General features: G+C 44.1%; 17 protein-coding genes and 1 other annotated feature. Of the genes, 7 read left to right on the forward strand and 10 right to left on the reverse strand.

The features are described from left to right. Positions 1-32: 32 nt before the first annotated feature. The 10 genes from IGI86_RS10980 to IGI86_RS11025 all read right to left on the reverse strand — a co-directional run bounded on the left by IGI86_RS10980 (position 33) and on the right by IGI86_RS11025 (position 9,905). A complete protein-coding gene (locus IGI86_RS10980) occupies positions 33-1,409 on the reverse strand; it encodes a TrkH family potassium uptake protein (RefSeq protein ID WP_429960638.1) in 1,377 nt (458 codons plus the stop codon). A gap of 77 nt (positions 1,410-1,486) precedes the next feature. After that, the gene (locus tag IGI86_RS10985) at positions 1,487-2,116 is read right to left on the reverse strand and encodes a V-type ATP synthase subunit D (protein WP_008378868.1); all 630 of its coding nucleotides are present in this window, start codon (positions 2,114-2,116) and stop codon (positions 1,487-1,489) included. Next, positions 2,097-3,494, reverse strand: a complete 1,398-nt coding sequence (locus IGI86_RS10990; RefSeq protein WP_008378870.1) for a V-type ATP synthase subunit B — start codon at positions 3,492-3,494, stop codon at positions 2,097-2,099. Before IGI86_RS10990 ends, IGI86_RS10985 begins: the two co-directional genes overlap by 20 nt. After that, on the reverse strand, positions 3,478-5,265 hold the full coding sequence (locus IGI86_RS10995; protein ID WP_008378873.1) for a V-type ATP synthase subunit A: 1,788 nt from the start codon (positions 5,263-5,265) through the stop codon (positions 3,478-3,480). The genes IGI86_RS10990 and IGI86_RS10995 overlap by 17 nt, the downstream gene beginning before the upstream one ends. A gap of 15 nt (positions 5,266-5,280) precedes the next feature. Then, positions 5,281-5,589, reverse strand: coding sequence for a V-type ATP synthase subunit F (locus tag IGI86_RS11000; protein WP_005225570.1), 309 nt, complete (start codon positions 5,587-5,589; stop codon positions 5,281-5,283). After that, positions 5,579-6,565, reverse strand: coding sequence for a V-type ATPase subunit (locus IGI86_RS11005; RefSeq protein WP_008378876.1), 987 nt, complete (start codon positions 6,563-6,565; stop codon positions 5,579-5,581). The genes IGI86_RS11000 and IGI86_RS11005 overlap by 11 nt, the downstream gene beginning before the upstream one ends. Before the next feature lie 3 nt (positions 6,566-6,568). Next, positions 6,569-7,153 (reverse strand): hypothetical protein, encoded by a 585-nt coding sequence (locus IGI86_RS11010; protein ID WP_430617283.1) that lies wholly within the window; start codon positions 7,151-7,153, stop codon positions 6,569-6,571. 13 nt (positions 7,154-7,166) lie between these two features. After that, positions 7,167-7,637: a V-type ATP synthase subunit K gene (locus tag IGI86_RS11015; protein ID WP_005225567.1), complete on the reverse strand. Its 471-nt coding sequence runs from the start codon at positions 7,635-7,637 to the stop codon at positions 7,167-7,169. Next, positions 7,634-9,595 carry a V-type ATP synthase subunit I gene (locus IGI86_RS11020; RefSeq protein WP_008378881.1) on the reverse strand — a complete coding sequence of 654 codons (1,962 nt, stop codon included), beginning with the start codon at positions 9,593-9,595 and terminating at the stop codon, positions 7,634-7,636. The genes IGI86_RS11015 and IGI86_RS11020 overlap by 4 nt, the downstream gene beginning before the upstream one ends. After that, positions 9,573-9,905 (reverse strand): hypothetical protein, encoded by a 333-nt coding sequence (locus tag IGI86_RS11025; RefSeq protein WP_008378883.1) that lies wholly within the window; start codon positions 9,903-9,905, stop codon positions 9,573-9,575. Before IGI86_RS11025 ends, IGI86_RS11020 begins: the two co-directional genes overlap by 23 nt. A gap of 113 nt (positions 9,906-10,018) precedes the next feature. Beyond that, positions 10,019-10,072 (reverse strand) — a sequence feature (sodium ion sensor (DUF1646 type); this cis-regulatory element may regulate processes involved in with the transportation of sodium ions). A gap of 720 nt (positions 10,073-10,792) precedes the next feature. Here IGI86_RS11025 and IGI86_RS11030 point away from each other — a divergent pair. From IGI86_RS11030 to IGI86_RS11060, 7 genes are all read left to right on the forward strand, one after another. Next, positions 10,793-11,005 carry a hypothetical protein gene (locus tag IGI86_RS11030; RefSeq protein ID WP_008378885.1) on the forward strand — a complete coding sequence of 71 codons (213 nt, stop codon included), beginning with the start codon at positions 10,793-10,795 and terminating at the stop codon, positions 11,003-11,005. A gap of 24 nt (positions 11,006-11,029) precedes the next feature. Next, positions 11,030-11,557 (forward strand): GNAT family N-acetyltransferase, encoded by a 528-nt coding sequence (locus IGI86_RS11035; RefSeq protein WP_016613544.1) that lies wholly within the window; start codon positions 11,030-11,032, stop codon positions 11,555-11,557. 57 nt (positions 11,558-11,614) lie between these two features. Beyond that, positions 11,615-12,100 (forward strand): tetratricopeptide repeat protein, encoded by a 486-nt coding sequence (locus IGI86_RS11040; protein WP_008378889.1) that lies wholly within the window; start codon positions 11,615-11,617, stop codon positions 12,098-12,100. 257 nt (positions 12,101-12,357) lie between these two features. After that, positions 12,358-12,729: a hypothetical protein gene (locus tag IGI86_RS11045; RefSeq protein ID WP_008378891.1), complete on the forward strand. Its 372-nt coding sequence runs from the start codon at positions 12,358-12,360 to the stop codon at positions 12,727-12,729. 116 nt (positions 12,730-12,845) lie between these two features. Then, positions 12,846-13,430: an AAA family ATPase gene (locus IGI86_RS11050; protein WP_016613547.1), complete on the forward strand. Its 585-nt coding sequence runs from the start codon at positions 12,846-12,848 to the stop codon at positions 13,428-13,430. Between the two features lie 103 nt (positions 13,431-13,533). Further along, on the forward strand, positions 13,534-13,956 hold the full coding sequence (locus IGI86_RS11055; protein ID WP_016613548.1) for a VOC family protein: 423 nt from the start codon (positions 13,534-13,536) through the stop codon (positions 13,954-13,956). Positions 13,957-14,185: 229 nt separating this feature from the next. Further along, a complete protein-coding gene (locus tag IGI86_RS11060) occupies positions 14,186-14,374 on the forward strand; it encodes a hypothetical protein (protein WP_005234854.1) in 189 nt (62 codons plus the stop codon). Positions 14,375-14,504 lie beyond the last annotated feature (130 nt).

The raw sequence follows: 14,504 nt of genomic DNA on the forward strand, positions 1-14,504 counted from the left end.
GGAAACGAAGCGTGCTTCGTTTCCCTGTTTCGTTACCCGATCATCACGGTTTCATCAGGATATTTGTAGCCAGCTTCTTGTTTGTTGGCGTTTTTCATCAATGAAAAAGCAACGGTCATGATGCCGACTCGACCAATGAACATCAAAAAAATGATCAGTAGTTTGCCAAAAACCGACAAGTAAGGCGTCAACCCCATGGTCAACCCCACGGTTCCAAAAGCGGAAAAAACTTCAAAAGCAATGGTTGGCAACCCAAAGTTTGGGGTTTGCGGCATACGCTCAGTGATCGACAATAAGAAAATCGCTACGAAGCATAACGTCAAGGTAAGAAAGAACAACGTAAAGGCACGCGATACAGCAGATTCTTTGATCGTGCGACCGAACACTTCCGCTCGACTGCGCCCTTTCAATAAACTGCGGATCTTGATGATCAAGACTGCAAACGTCGTTGTCTTCAATCCCCCAGCCGTTGATCCAGAGGTCCCGCCGATATACATTAAAATCATCGTCAGCATCAAGCCTGCTTGACTCATTTGTCCGTAATCAATACTGAAAAATCCCGCGGTTCTTGGGGTGACCGCTAAGAAGAGGTATTGGAAAAAACGTTCGATGACCGAGTCACCCGTGATCAACTGTGAATTGGCTTCGGTCAAAAAGAACCCTGCCGTTCCAAAAACCACCAAAACGATCATAGCGATCCATGCCAAGCGACTATGCAGGGACCGTTTTTTGGACGCCGTATGCAGGAGATCGAACCAAACGAGAAACCCAAGACCGCCGGCAATGATCAAGAAACTGATAATCCCCAGCACAAATGGGTCATTTTGAAACCCTACCATGCTGTTGCCGAACAAATCAAACCCAGCATTACAAAAGGCCGAGATCGCATGAAAAACGCTGTACCAAAGGCCTTGCTCCCAACCAAAACGGGGCACGAATGCAAAAGCCAGCAAGATAATCCCGCTGACTTGGATCAAAAAGGCGATCCGAATCAGGTACCATGCCAAATGGATCTCTCCAGACATCCGATCCAGGTTCAATGATTCCCGCAAAATCATCCGGGTACTAAGATGGACTCTTTTTCTCGCCAAGATGTAAAAGAAGACGGGAATCGACATGAAGCCGATCCCACCGATCTCAATCAACATCAGCAAAATCCCTTGGCCCCAGAGATTGTAATGGTCGGCTACTGTCAAGGTCGAAAGACCCGTCACGCAAACAGCCGATGTGGCAGTAAACAGTGCATCTAAAAAGTTGGTACCTTCACCACTTTTGGTGACAGCCGGCAGCATCAGTAAGCCAGTTCCTGCCAATATCAGCAAAACGAAGACCAGTGTGACGATCTGCGGAATCAAAAAGCGTTGCGATGCCAGCTTTTTTTTCAAACGATTTCTTTTTTTCATTTTCATTTCCTTTGACCTTTTGCAAAAACCAATGGCTTGGTAATCCTAGTTTATTGCAGTTGTTTTTCACTTATCATACCATTTTATTTTGATTTATTCTTCACTTTGATCATTCTTGTTACGTTTGCTCGTTCATTTTCTTCCAGCCGCATTTTGATTCCATAAATGGCTTCTTCCAGCTCGGGAATCGTCAAATATTCTAGGGCATTGACGCGTCGGCGAGTACGTTCGATTTCCCCTGCCATCAATTGACAGGTCTTTTCGATTTCCGTTAGCTCCAACAGCTTCGGCATGGCGTCGGTAAAACGGGCGACCGCATTATCTAACGGAACATTGGAATTCAAAAAGCCATATTCGATCGGCGCTTGCATCACCGTATCGTCATAATCAAAATGCATCACTGGCACTTCCACACTCATGATATTTTTCGTGGATAACTCAAGGGAGACCTCAGTTGCTGGTAAAATAAACATTTCTTCAATGTATTTTTCATTGATCGTGGCATTGGCTAAGCGAAATGCCTTCATGGCACGCTGCAATTGTTCTTCTACTTCTTTACGCAAGTGGTCATTCTTTTTGATCAATTCAATAAATTGACGCATGAGTTCGTCTTGTTTGTCTTTTAATAATTTATGTCCGCGTTTGGCTGTCGCCAATTGTTTGCTGAGGCGCGACAGCTCCATGCGGGTTGGATTAACGGTTTTTTGCGCCATTGTTCTCCTCTCCCGGTAAGTATTCCGCCAGTAAGGCATCGCTGATCCGCTTCAGTTCGACTTTTGGCAGCATCGCCAACAAGTCCCACCCTAATTCCAAGGTTTCGATAATCGAACGGTTAGTGCGGTACCCTTGGTTCAAGTATTCATTTTCGAAGCGTTCCGCAAATTTGGCATAGGTTTTATCTACTTCCGACAATGCCGATTCTCCTAAAACGACTGCCAATTCCTTGGCTTGCTTTCCTTGAGCATACGCAGAAAACAACTGGTTCATCGTTGCGGCATGGTCTTTACGTGTCTTGCCTTCACCGGTCCCTTTATCTTTTAACCGTGACAATGACGGCAAGACATCGATGGGCGGCTGGATGCCGTTTTTATACAAATCACGAGACAAGATGATTTGTCCTTCGGTGATATAGCCGGTCAAATCGGGAATCGGATGGGTTTTGTCATCTTCTGGCATGGTCAAAATCGGCAGCTGGGTCACTGAACCTTTCAAGCCGCGAATCCGTCCAGCACGTTCATATAACGTGGATAGATTGGTATATAGATACCCAGGATAGCCGCGACGTCCTGGCACTTCACGACGAGCAGAGGAGATCTCCCGCAAAGCTTCACAGTAGTTGGTCATATCCGTCATGATCACCAAGACATGCATGCCCTTTTCATAAGCCAAGTATTCGGCCGCCGTCAGTGCCATTCGGGGAGTAGCGATCCGCTCGATCGCTGGGTCATTGGCTAGATTCATAAAGACGACAGAATGGTCGATGGCACCCGTTTGACGAAAATCTTCCATGAAATATTCAGCTTCTTCAAAGGTGATCCCGATGCCAGCAAACACAACAGCGAAATCATCTTCTGAATTCAACACTTGTGCTTGACGCGCAATTTGCGAAGCCAATTCTTTATGAGGCAGACCAGATCCAGAAAAAATCGGTAGCTTTTGTCCCCGAACGAGCGTATTCAAGTGGTCGATCGATGAGATCCCCGTTTGAATAAACTCATCAGGATAATCCCGCGCTGCTGGATTGATCACTTCGCCGTTGATGTCCATAAATTTTTCTGGGACGATCTCTACTCCGCCATCTTTGCCCCGACCTAAGCCGTCAAAGACTCGCCCGATCATTTGCTCGGAAACGCCTAATTCCAAAGGATGTCCTAAAAAGCGGACCGCAGATTCCCGCAAATTGATCCCGCCGGTTCCTTCAAAAATTTGGACCAACGCTTTGTCTTCTTGGATCTCAAGTACTTGTCCTTGCCGCGTTTCTCCGTTTTGCATGCGGACTTCGATCAACTCTTCGTATTTGACACCGGAGACGCGATCGACGGCCATCAATGGTCCGACGACTTCTCCAATCGTTTTATATTCCTTGATCATCAGTGCGGTCTCCTTTCTGTAAAATTTCTTTCATCGTTGCTTTGATCTCTTGATGCAAAGCAGGAATTTTTGCTAATTCTGCTTCAGGCAGGTACTTCATACGTGCCACTTTGTCTCGCAATTCTTCGGTCCCTGCATAGATTTCTGAAAGATACGCACCTAGTGTCAACGCATCTTCCGCTTCTTTGTGGAGCAGCAAGATCGTTTCCAGCATTTTGAACTGCTTTTCACGAGAGGTAAACGTATCAACGTCGTCAAAAGCGTTTTGCTGCAAGAAATCTTCTCGCAAAGACTTGGTGGTTTCTAGCAATAACTGATCTTTTTCGGATAAAGCGTCGATGCCGACAAGTCGAACGATCTCTGACAACTCAGATTCTTTTTGCAGCATCCGCATGGCTTCTGTTACTTGTTTGGACCAATCTACTTGCATTTGTTGGTCCAAAAAGGCACCCAATTCGTTTTCGTATAAAGAATAGCTCTTCAACCAATTGATCGATGGAAAATGACGCTTTTGCGCTAAGGTGGCATCTAAGCCCCAAAAGACTTTAACGACCCGCAACGTATTTTGGGTAACTGGTTCTGAAATATCACCGCCTGATGGTGAAACAGCGCTGATGGCAGTGATGCTGCCTTCTTGATCAGAACCTAAGCAAATCGCTTTTCCAGAACGCTCATAATACTCTGCCAAGCGGCTGCCTAAGTAAGCCGGATACCCTTCATCCCCGGGCATTTCTTCCAGACGACCAGACATTTCCCGCAGTGCTTCTGCCCAACGTGAGGTGGAATCCGCCATGATCGCCACGGAATACCCCATGTCTCGGAAGTATTCCGCAATCGTGATCCCAGTATAAATCGACGCTTCCCGAGCGGCTACCGGCATATTGGAGGTGTTAGCGATCAACACGGTTCTCGCCATTAAAGATTCACCACTGCGAGGGTCGATCAACTCTGGGAACTCGTTCATTACATCGGTCATTTCATTGCCGCGTTCGCCGCAGCCGACATAGACGACTAGGTCGACATCCGCCCATTTGGCGATTTGGTGCTGAACGACAGTCTTCCCTGCACCAAAAGGTCCTGGAACGGCTGACGCCCCGCCTTTAGCGATTGGAAAGAAGGTGTCGATCACTCGCTGGCCAGTAATCATTGGTTCGACTGGATTCAGTTTTTGCTTTACAGGACGACTATGACGAACGGGCCATTTTTGCAGCATCGTGAAAGACCGTTCTCCTTTGGGTGTATCTAAAACATAAATCGTTTCATCGATCGTAAATTCCCCCGCATAAACAGCCTTGACTGTTCCTGAAACGCCATGAGGAACCATGATCTTGTGATTGATCAATGGTGTTTCTTGCACGGTGCCGATGACCATCCCGGTACTGACTGCCGCGCCGACTTCCACAGTCGGTACAAAAGGCCACTTTTTCTCATGATCCAACGCAGGCAATTGCACCCCACGCGTCAAGAAGTTGCTTTGGGTGACAGACATGAAGGTTTCTAAGGGACGTTGGATGCCATCAAACATTTGTGACATGATCCCAGGCGCCAATTCTACGGATAGCGGTTCACCGGTGGTTTCGACTGGTTCACCAGGTCCGATCCCGGACGTTTCTTCATAGACTTGGATCGAAGCGACGTCGCCGCGCATTTCGATGATCTCACCGACCACGCCTAAATCTCCTACATAACAGATATCTTCTAAACTTGCATGGCCCATATTTTTGGCTAACACCAATGGACCGGATACTTTAATAATTGTTCCTTTTTCCACAACATCGGCTCCTCTCTATAGTATGTTTTGCCCAACTGCTTTTTCGACATTTTCTTGAATCATTCGTTTGCCGATTCCTCGGGAACCATCGTAATCAGGGATCAAGATGACTGCAGGTGTCATTTTTTGTTGGACTTTTGCTAATTCATCGGGAATCAGCTCTGCACATTTTTCAGTCAGGTAGATGATCGTACTGTTCTTCATTAATTTTGCCAGCGCCTGCTTCACTTCTTTTTCTTCCGAGGCATAGCAGACCTGAAAGCCAAATAGTTGAAAAGGAATGACGGATTCTTTCTCGCCGATCACGCCGATTTTATGAGTCATAGTGCCGCATCCTTTCTCTGATTTGTTCTTCCGTAAAGCCGCTGCGTTTGCCTACCAGCAAGATACGCAGATTTTGCAGTTCCAAAACCTTAGCATTCAAAAATGCGAGTAAAGGCAGTGGTCCTAAAGCATCCGTTTGAGCTTGACCATAGCTTTCTGTGATCAAATTGTCTTGTAAAAGTGCCAAGCCAGCAAAGTCGATCACCTGTTCATGAATCAAAGGTCGCAACACTTCCTGATAATCACTTTCTAATAAGAAGGCTAAAAAGTCGCTATAGGACGCATCCGCAAACGCTAAAAATTCTTCTTTCGGGATACTGCCGACACTCACTAGGACTGCCTCCATAAAACTGCGCGATCGTTTTTGAAGTACACAACGAGCGGCGATCGTTAGATTGGTCAGATCGATCATCTTGATTACAGCTTCTTGTAGCTCAGGGATCTTGATTTCATCTGCCAGTCGCCGTTGTTCATGTAAATACCGGCGATCGTAAATGATATCGATGCCTTGCAGCACGGCGCCGCCTTCTAAGTACTCCCGCACCTCTTGGATCGTAGTCACGATTTTCTCAGGCAATACCTCTGAGGTTCCCGTTTTGATGGCGGTCCGACACTCATCGATCGTGTAAAAACCATCTTCGATCAGTAGATGATTATAATCTTTTTTAGTGACTGACTCTTTGGTCAAGACTTTTAGATTATGGAAAGTAAAAGGCATCATATACAGTCGGAGGATCTCTTGATCAGGAACCAGCTCGGCCAATTCTTTGATCGTCTTTAACAATTCTTCATCGAGATAGGTTTCGAATCGTTCATGAAAATCCGGCTTCAAATAGCGTTGATAATGGGTCTGCTGCAAGACAGCTTCGACTTCAGCAAACCCTTTTGCCGCAATCATTTGCTCGACTTCTTGCGACTTTAACAACGTCATCTCTTTAAGCCGAATGATTGGATTCAATTGATGATAGTTCCTCATGGATCAACCTCCTTGTTGTATGATCTGCAACCACCGTTCTCGGGTTTCTTTCTTGTATTCATCAAGCAGTACCTGATAGGTAAAATTGTATTGAATGCCGTTGTCATCTACCAAAAAGCCCGCTTCTGTCAATGGTGCGCCTGCTTTGATTTGATACGGTAGTTTTGATTGACAAGACGTAAGCCAAGCGGCATCTAGATGGGCTGCTTGCTCAGGACCAGCGTGGAAGGTCACCGTCCCACTGATCGGCAACTGCTGCAGCACATTTTCAGCAAATGACTGCAGCTCTTCTGGCGTCCAGGCAACCATTTTTTGATACGCTTGCTCAAAAAGTTGTGTCAGGTATTCGTTTTGTTTCACCATTTGCTGCTGCTTAGCGGCACTTGCTTGGCGATTCAGGGCTTGCTGATAATGTTTTTCGGCTTGCTTTTTTGCTTGCTGGGCACGAAGCTGCAAGTCCGACTCTTTTTTCGCCCAGTGACGTGCCATCGTTTCACTGATCCTAGCACGTTCAGCGGCAGCCAAACGTTCCCGTTTTGTCTGCGCTTCTTGGTCTAGTTCAGCAATCATTTTGTCGATTGCGTCCATACCTTCGCCCCCTTTAAATCGTTCCTAAAAGTAAGAAAGAAATAACAAAGCCTAAGATGGCATACATCTCAACCATTACTGAGAACATGACCCCTTTAAAGAAATGCTCTGGTTTCTTCGCTAAAATTTGAATCCCAGCTGCAGCGACCTTCCCTTGGGCCATTCCTGAGAATAAGCCAGTAAAGGCAACTGGCAGCGAGGCCATCAAATACGCCATACCAGTCACTGTCGACATTTCACCACTTAAGCTACCATAGATCATAAACGCAATAACGAATCCGTATAGCCCTTGCGTTCCGGGAAGTAATTGTAAAATCAAGGCTTGTCCAAACTTCTCCGGCTGATTCGTCGTTAAGGCTGCCGCTGCTTCACCAGTTTGGCCCACCCCTTTGGCTGAACCGATCCCAGAAAAGATCGTAGCGATCCCCATTCCGATAATTGCAAACACCATACCACCATTATTATTAATTAAGTAATCAATCATTTATTGTCTCCTCCATTTTCTTTATCAAAATCAACGTATTTCTCACTTGGCTTGAAGGTTTCAAATTGGCGCCCCCCACCAGTGAAAAATTTTCCGAAAAACTCTACATATTGTAAACGTGCGGCATGCACATATGCACTCAGTAACGATAAAAAGATGTTTAAAGCTTGTAGAACAACCAATAAGAGAATGCCTACAGAAAAACGAGCGGCTGGCGTCAAGTAGCCCACCAATAAGTTGAAAGCTGCTGCGATACTCCCACCGGAGATCCCTAATGCCATCAAGCGGCTGTAGCTGACAAAGTCGCCGATGTAACTGGTCACACCGTACAAGTCATACAACCCAAAAAAGAAGCCGCCCACTTTGGTTTTCCCTTTCAGAATCGGTACCACGATGATCAATAAGGCACTAAAGCCTGCTAAAATCAAGCCGACGGTTGTTAGTGCTGGGACATCGATCAAAAGATTGCCTGCGGCTGCCACTAAAAGACCACTCAAAAGTCCTAGCCACGCAAAGCCATCGTTGACTGCACCTAAAAGATCCTTTTTGCGGATATGTTCTTTGGCTGCTAAATAAAGGCCTGTAAACAGTTGGATCCCACCAAAAATCATGGATAGACCAAAGATCGCCATAAAATCTTCGGAAGGTGATAAAAGTTGGAAGGGCAATGTAGCGCCAAAGAAAGAGCCGTAGACTGCGCCCCAAATCATAGTTGGCACGGACAAAATCTGGAACAATTTCAGAAACCGTTTGGTCCCTTTGGGCAAACGCATGGCGTGCAGCCCGATCGTGGTCGCTACAGCCATTAATGCACCATAACCTAAGTCAGCCACCATCATACCAAAGAAAACATAGTAAAAGGGCGTCATCCATGGGGTTGGATCGATCTCATCGTATTTTGGCAGGCTATACATCTCCGTCAACATTTCAAAGGGTTGAATAAACGAGGCGTTTTTTAGCTTCGTTGGCACTTGATTGGCAGCAATCTCCTCTGCAGTGGGTTCTTCAAACGAATAGTAAATCTCGTTGGCAAAGGATTCTTGGACCATTTCCGCCACTAACGGTTGATCCTTTTCTGCGATCCAGCCGCGCAAGAGGGCAAAGGTCTGACCAGCTGCTAAGCGCTGTTGCATCATTGCCCGATTCTCACGAGTCAAAAACAGTTCTTCCGCTTGCTGTAACAGGATCAGCCGTTGTTTGTGCTGACTGATTTCTGTAATCAGTTCTTTGCGCTGCTGGGTCAAGGAAGTCAACGCTTGTTTCGCGTTTTGCAAAACCACTTTTGGTGATTCGGATGTTAGACCGGTTTCTTTCTTCACCCCATATCGGTGAAACAATTGGAACACTTGCTCTTCGATCGCTGCTAAAAATAGGCAGCTGAAATTGACTTTTTTTGGCTCAGAATAGATCACTTCGATATGAACCTCTTCCAATTGTCGCAAGGCTTCAGCTAGATCTTCCCAGCGTGGGCCTTCGACACGCCCAGCAAAAAAACTTGTATGAGCAGGTGCTTCGATCTCCAACGGCACGTCAAGATTTTGCCACTGTGTCGCCCATTCTTCCGTCTGCGTCGCTGCTTCGATCGCTTCGATCGTCTCTACCCAGCGCTCTTGCAAATTCTCGACTTCAACCAGCTCCGTCAATGCTGCTGCTTCATCGAAGCTTGTTTCAAAGTCCGACAGCCGCAAGGCATCTCGTTGCCATTCTATGCCTTTTTTCGCATCACCATTTTGGCGAATAAAGCGGATTGCTTCTTGCAGTCGACGAATCATTGGTTGGTGAGAAGCACCTTCTGGGGTGGCTCCTGCAAAAAATTCCCGTAGCCAAGTTTCGTTCGCTTCCTGCTCAAATACGTTCTCGATTTCAACAAACTGCATCGTTTGCAGCTTCGTCAATACCCTTTCTTGGTAGTGCTTCGGGGTGATCAACGTTAGTTTATTTAGTTTGGTTACTGCCATAAGTTCCGATCACTCCTTCAACGATCTGTTGAACCGCTTGCTCTTGGAAGCTTTGCATATTTTTTTGGTAACGATCTAACACTTGCTGGGTCTCTTTTGCCAGCTGCTGCTTTTGTGCTTCTAGTGACTGTTGCAACTGGTCTTCGACTGTTGCTTGTTCCTGAGCAAGGGCTTCTTCCAAAGCGGAAGCCCGCTCTTGCAATGCTTGTTGCTGCTGCGCTTCTTCCGACTGCAGTTCTTTTTTCAAAGCGAGCAATTGCTGTTCATTGGCTTCTTCTGCTTCTCGTAAACGAGTCAAAGCTTCTCTCATCGATTTCCCTCCCATAGTGATTTATATTCTCAACTGAAAAATAAACAAAAAAAGCATACCTCACGAAGAAGTATGCTGATAACAAAAAAAAAGGCCAGCATTCCTCCAAGAATGTTTGCCTCACCCCTTGGCAAACCTGATCCTTGAAGCATAAAAAATGCTCAACCTTTGTCTATTTTATTTTTCAATTCCTGAACTATTATAGCAAAAAAAAATGTTTCCTTCAAGTAGAATCGTTTTTTATGAGAAAAAGACGATTTCTACTATTGTATGTTCGCTCGTAATTCCACTGCTCTTGGCTGTCCGAATAACCATTACTATTCGTTCAGTCTCTTGGGGACTTTTCACCTAACATTTGTCAGTGATCGGATTGTTCTTACTAAATTGAAATCGGTCAAAATCAATTTAAGCCTTAGAATGGTCTGAATGAAGAACGTTGAGATTTTTTGAAAATGCTAGACATCATTTGATTGGTACCAAAAAGGAGATAACAATTCCAACAACCCGTTCGATCCCTGACAAATCTTAAGTGAGAAGTTCGCTTATTTCGCTTCTCTTTTTATCGATGGCAGCGGTTGGCCCTTTTCTTCACAAATGAAATAACCGCCTCGGTAAAGGCATGTATAAATCTTACCGGGCTCCATTGTTAGGGGAAGCCCATTTTTTAAATACATCGGTTTTCTTTCCATTGAGCTCACCTTGTCTTTCGTGGGATAATAAGTCAAAATAAAAAACAACAGCTATTTCTAATCTTATCTTCAAGATTACCAAAAAATAAACTAATTTTCTAGTTTTTAATCAAAATATCGCAACTATATTGAATATTTTATAAAAAGATGGATATTTATCCGAGAGCGTGTGTAAAGAATGAACAGGAGGAAAAAAGGATGTCAGATGAACGTTGGTTTCAAATAAGAAGAAAGCGAAACATCGAATTAGGAATTTGTTTGCTCGTCGTCCTGCCGATGGTCTATGGCTTGTGGTTTCAACTGGCTTTTTTGATCCATTACATGTCGTTTTTGTTTCTGGTTGCTGTCTTTACTGCAATCTACGAAGGAATTCGTTGTATCTGGGCTTTCATTAGAAAAAAACGATCTTGAGAAAGCTTTGCTCTGCTATAATAAATGAAACGAGCAGAGAGGAGTGCTTCTATGAAACGAATCATTATGGCTTGTGACTTACAACATACCCCCAAAGCTTTACAAGAATCCGCCCTTTCTTTTGACCCCTTTATCCCGGATTCTCGAAGTGTCGCAGAACTTTTTTATTCGGCCTATCATGAAACGACGGATGACGAAGGGGAATCGATTGCTGACTGGCAAAGAGAGCTGAGAGAGACTGCTGACGGAAAATACGGTCCCTTGAGTCCAGAGCTTTCTTTTCGGTTGCAAATGGATAATTATCCTATCGGTGCCGTAGTAACCAGCACGTTTCAAGAGCTTCCCCTGCTATTATTTGTTGTTATGAGCGCAGCCTTTAAAGGCAAAGGCTTATCCAAGCTAATGATGAATGAAGTGATCCAACGAGCAAAAGCCATGGGACTCACTCACCTTTATCTGGTAGTGACGGTTGAAAATCAGCCAGCCTACAAGCTGTATGAAGCATGCGGTTTTTCCTTTGCAGGTGAAAGCTGGGCTGATCTTTCCCCTTAGCTAGGCTCGCAAGTTATCCGTGTCATTTTCTACTATTTGAAAAGGAGCTTCGAACCAATGAATGAACGACTAGCTGCTGCGATCCAACTGCGGGCTGAAAAAAAGCTGCAACAATCAAATGAACAATTGATTCAATTAGCTGCCGAAAATCCCCAAGATGCCTTTGTCCACTACCAAACGGCTTGGAGTTATGATCTTTTAGGGGAAGAACAACAGGCAATTCCTTATTATGAACAAGCAATCGCGTTAGGTTTATCAGAAAACGACTTGCCAGATGCCTACCTAGGTCTAGGCAGCACCTATCGTGCCCTCGGCAAGTATCAAAAAGCCGAAGAAGTGTTTTTACACGCGATACAGCTGTTTCCAAAAAATCATGCTTTGCAAACCTTCTATGCCATGACACTGTTTAATCTAGCCGAGTATGAGCAAGCCGCTGAACGATTATTGACCCTGCTTGCCGAAACCTCTAGCGATCCAGACATCCAGTCTTACCGACAGGCACTTTTGTTTTATGCGGATAAACTCAATGAGACATGGGGTTAGATGTTTCCGTCGGATCAATCAAGCACTCCCTTCTCGATTAAAGAAAGGGAGTATTTCTTTTTTCCTGTCCCTTAATTACTCCTTCGCTATCAGCGCTTTGCTGAATCAATAGCCATCGACTTTCCTATGGTCCTTTTTCCTTCAATCAATACCAAACATCCATTATCGAAAATTTCGATAACAAAACCAATTGACGAGTACTGTCAAATTTGCTAATTTATCTATGCTTTTTTTATCAATATTTTGGAGGAATGACTATGCCCTTTATTGTCTATTTTTTTCTATCCTTATTGATTATTTATATTCCGACACCCACACTTTTGCTATTTTTTCAAAAACTTGCCTCGCAGCATGACAATCTGACGGCTTTTAGCAAACTTTTTCTATTATTGATGATCTTGCTGGATTATTACTTAAGCTATTATTGGTTGAAAAACTGCAAGGTCAAAAAAGCGCACTACCTTTATTTAGTTTTTGTCAATGTCTTCGAATGGCTGATCCACTTCTATCTTTATTCACGATTTGAAACGATCAATCTACTAGTCATTTTGTTGTTCCAAACCGTGCTACTATGCTGTATGATCTTTTTTCCTGTCTCAGAGAAATTTCGCTCATTCCTTTTTACCTAAAAAAGAGCATCCTTGGTTTCCACATAAAAAAATCCAGCTTCTCAATCGTTTCTTTCTAAGAACGGATTTACACGATAGCCCACCTTTGTTACGATTGATAAAAAGGATGTGTTGTGATGTCATTGATCGTCTTGATTGGCGCGCAAGCGGTAGGAAAAATGACTGTGGGGAAAGAACTGGAAAAACGATTGGATGCAAAACTATTATTCAATCACCAGACCATTGATCTTTTTGCGAATTTTCTTGGCTATAGCCCAGCAGCATTTGCTTTGTCTAATCAAACGCGGATCGAACTCTTCAAAGCCTTTGTTCATAATGAAGCCAATAATACGACAAAATCAATCATCTTTACGGTCTTGATTGATTTCGATCAAGCGGGAGATTTAGCTTTTTTACAAGAGATCGCCCAGCTATTTACCGATGCCCGACAAGAGGTCTATTTTATCGAATTAGTGGCTGATATTGAGGAACGTTTAAAGCGCAATTGCCATGAGGACCGTTTAGCCGCAAAGCCGTCAAAAAGAGCGCTGGCTTTTTCTAGAAATGAGCTTTTGTCTTCGTTTGAAAACTATCGCTTAGAAAGCCTGCCACAGGAATTAACTACCCTTTTCCCAACGATTCCTTCGCTGAAAATCAACAATACCCACTTGTCACCTAATGAAGTGAGTCAAAAAATTATTGCCCATTTTTCCTTGACTTAAGTGCCAAAGAAACGCCATTATCAAGCTTTGCTTCAATACGAAAATGTCTATTGACTTTGACGCTGCGTCAAGCGGTATCCTCTAATCAAGAGGAGGTGTCAAAATGAAAGTTTATGTTATGACAATGTTTTACCAAATGAAGACAAAAGATATTGTGCAATCATCGAAATGGTTCACAGAAATCTTGGGTTTCCAGTCATTGTATCAGTTTCGCAATCAAGAAAATCAAGTGATGATGGACCACCTGCGTCTTGCTGACTACCAAGATTTGATGCTGATTGCAGCAGAAGCGTTCACTGTTGGCGATGGGGCAATTTTGAATGTAGCGATGAATGATCTTCAGAATATCGCTCAGAAAATTCCCGCAAAGTGGATCGTGGAACCTTTGATGGAAAAGCCTTGGAATGCCCTTGAAATGACCATCAAAGACCCCAACGGTTATTTGTTTACCCTAACAGAGGCAATAAGAAAAAACGAATCAGACTTTCAAACCTTGATGGACCAAGCCAAGGATTATTTTCAATAAAAGGAACCGAGTAAGAAGAATTGCTTTCTTACTCGGTTCCTTTTTTATTTAAAACTTGATTCTGGCAGCAATGACAAAAAAAACGACCCTTTCCTAGATTTACCTAGCGAAACTTTTTGCCCCATCAGATGTACCAATACACCGCTTTAGTATATTTTTAAGTATTGAAGGTAATTATTAACACACCCAACTCAGAACATGTTACACTAAGCGAAAAGGGGGATTTCCTATGGAAAAGAAATCGCAGCTTCCGTGGTACAAGCGTAAAAAATTCTACCTTCCAGTTGCCGTCGTCCTCGGCGTGATTGGGTTTCTTCCCAGTCTCGTTTCTCTTTTCGGGGTATCGATCGATGATGAATTCAATCCTGATTACTATTCTGATCCGAATGAACCAATGTTTAAGAAAAAGCAAAACTGACTGTTGCGATGCCGTATGCAGGTTTTTTGACCAACAAAAAAAGAGCAATCACTCGCTGTTGTGTTTGCTCCTTTTTTAAAAGGGATTCGGCAAACCTACGCACCTTGACAGGGTAAGCTGTTTGGGGAGA

Origin of the sequence: Enterococcus sp. AZ188 (genome assembly GCF_050544075.1) — a bacterium.
In the GTDB taxonomy this organism is placed as follows: Bacteria; Bacillota; Bacilli; order Lactobacillales; family Enterococcaceae; genus Enterococcus_D; species Enterococcus_D entomosocium.

Coding starts and splice junctions, on each gene's coding strand:
- IGI86_RS10990 (WP_008378870.1), bottom strand. CDS start 3,494: ATGATCAAGGAATATAAAACGATTGGAGAAGTCGTCGGACCATTGATG.
- IGI86_RS11055 (WP_016613548.1), top strand. CDS start 13,534: ATGAAAGTTTATGTTATGACAATGTTTTACCAAATGAAGACAAAAGAT.
- IGI86_RS11020 (WP_008378881.1), bottom strand. CDS start 9,595: ATGGCAGTAACCAAACTAAATAAACTAACGTTGATCACCCCGAAGCAC.
- IGI86_RS11045 (WP_008378891.1), top strand. CDS start 12,358: ATGCCCTTTATTGTCTATTTTTTTCTATCCTTATTGATTATTTATATT.
- IGI86_RS11030 (WP_008378885.1), top strand. CDS start 10,793: ATGTCAGATGAACGTTGGTTTCAAATAAGAAGAAAGCGAAACATCGAA.
- IGI86_RS11015 (WP_005225567.1), bottom strand. CDS start 7,637: ATGATTGATTACTTAATTAATAATAATGGTGGTATGGTGTTTGCAATT.
- IGI86_RS11000 (WP_005225570.1), bottom strand. CDS start 5,589: ATGACTCATAAAATCGGCGTGATCGGCGAGAAAGAATCCGTCATTCCT.
- IGI86_RS11060 (WP_005234854.1), top strand. CDS start 14,186: ATGGAAAAGAAATCGCAGCTTCCGTGGTACAAGCGTAAAAAATTCTAC.
- IGI86_RS11025 (WP_008378883.1), bottom strand. CDS start 9,905: ATGAGAGAAGCTTTGACTCGTTTACGAGAAGCAGAAGAAGCCAATGAA.
- IGI86_RS10985 (WP_008378868.1), bottom strand. CDS start 2,116: ATGGCGCAAAAAACCGTTAATCCAACCCGCATGGAGCTGTCGCGCCTC.
- IGI86_RS10980 (WP_429960638.1), bottom strand. CDS start 1,409: ATGAAAATGAAAAAAAGAAATCGTTTGAAAAAAAAGCTGGCATCGCAA.
- IGI86_RS11040 (WP_008378889.1), top strand. CDS start 11,615: ATGAATGAACGACTAGCTGCTGCGATCCAACTGCGGGCTGAAAAAAAG.
- IGI86_RS11035 (WP_016613544.1), top strand. CDS start 11,030: ATGAAACGAGCAGAGAGGAGTGCTTCTATGAAACGAATCATTATGGCT.
- IGI86_RS11005 (WP_008378876.1), bottom strand. CDS start 6,565: ATGAGGAACTATCATCAATTGAATCCAATCATTCGGCTTAAAGAGATG.
- IGI86_RS11010 (WP_430617283.1), bottom strand. CDS start 7,153: ATGGACGCAATCGACAAAATGATTGCTGAACTAGACCAAGAAGCGCAG.
- IGI86_RS11050 (WP_016613547.1), top strand. CDS start 12,846: ATGTCATTGATCGTCTTGATTGGCGCGCAAGCGGTAGGAAAAATGACT.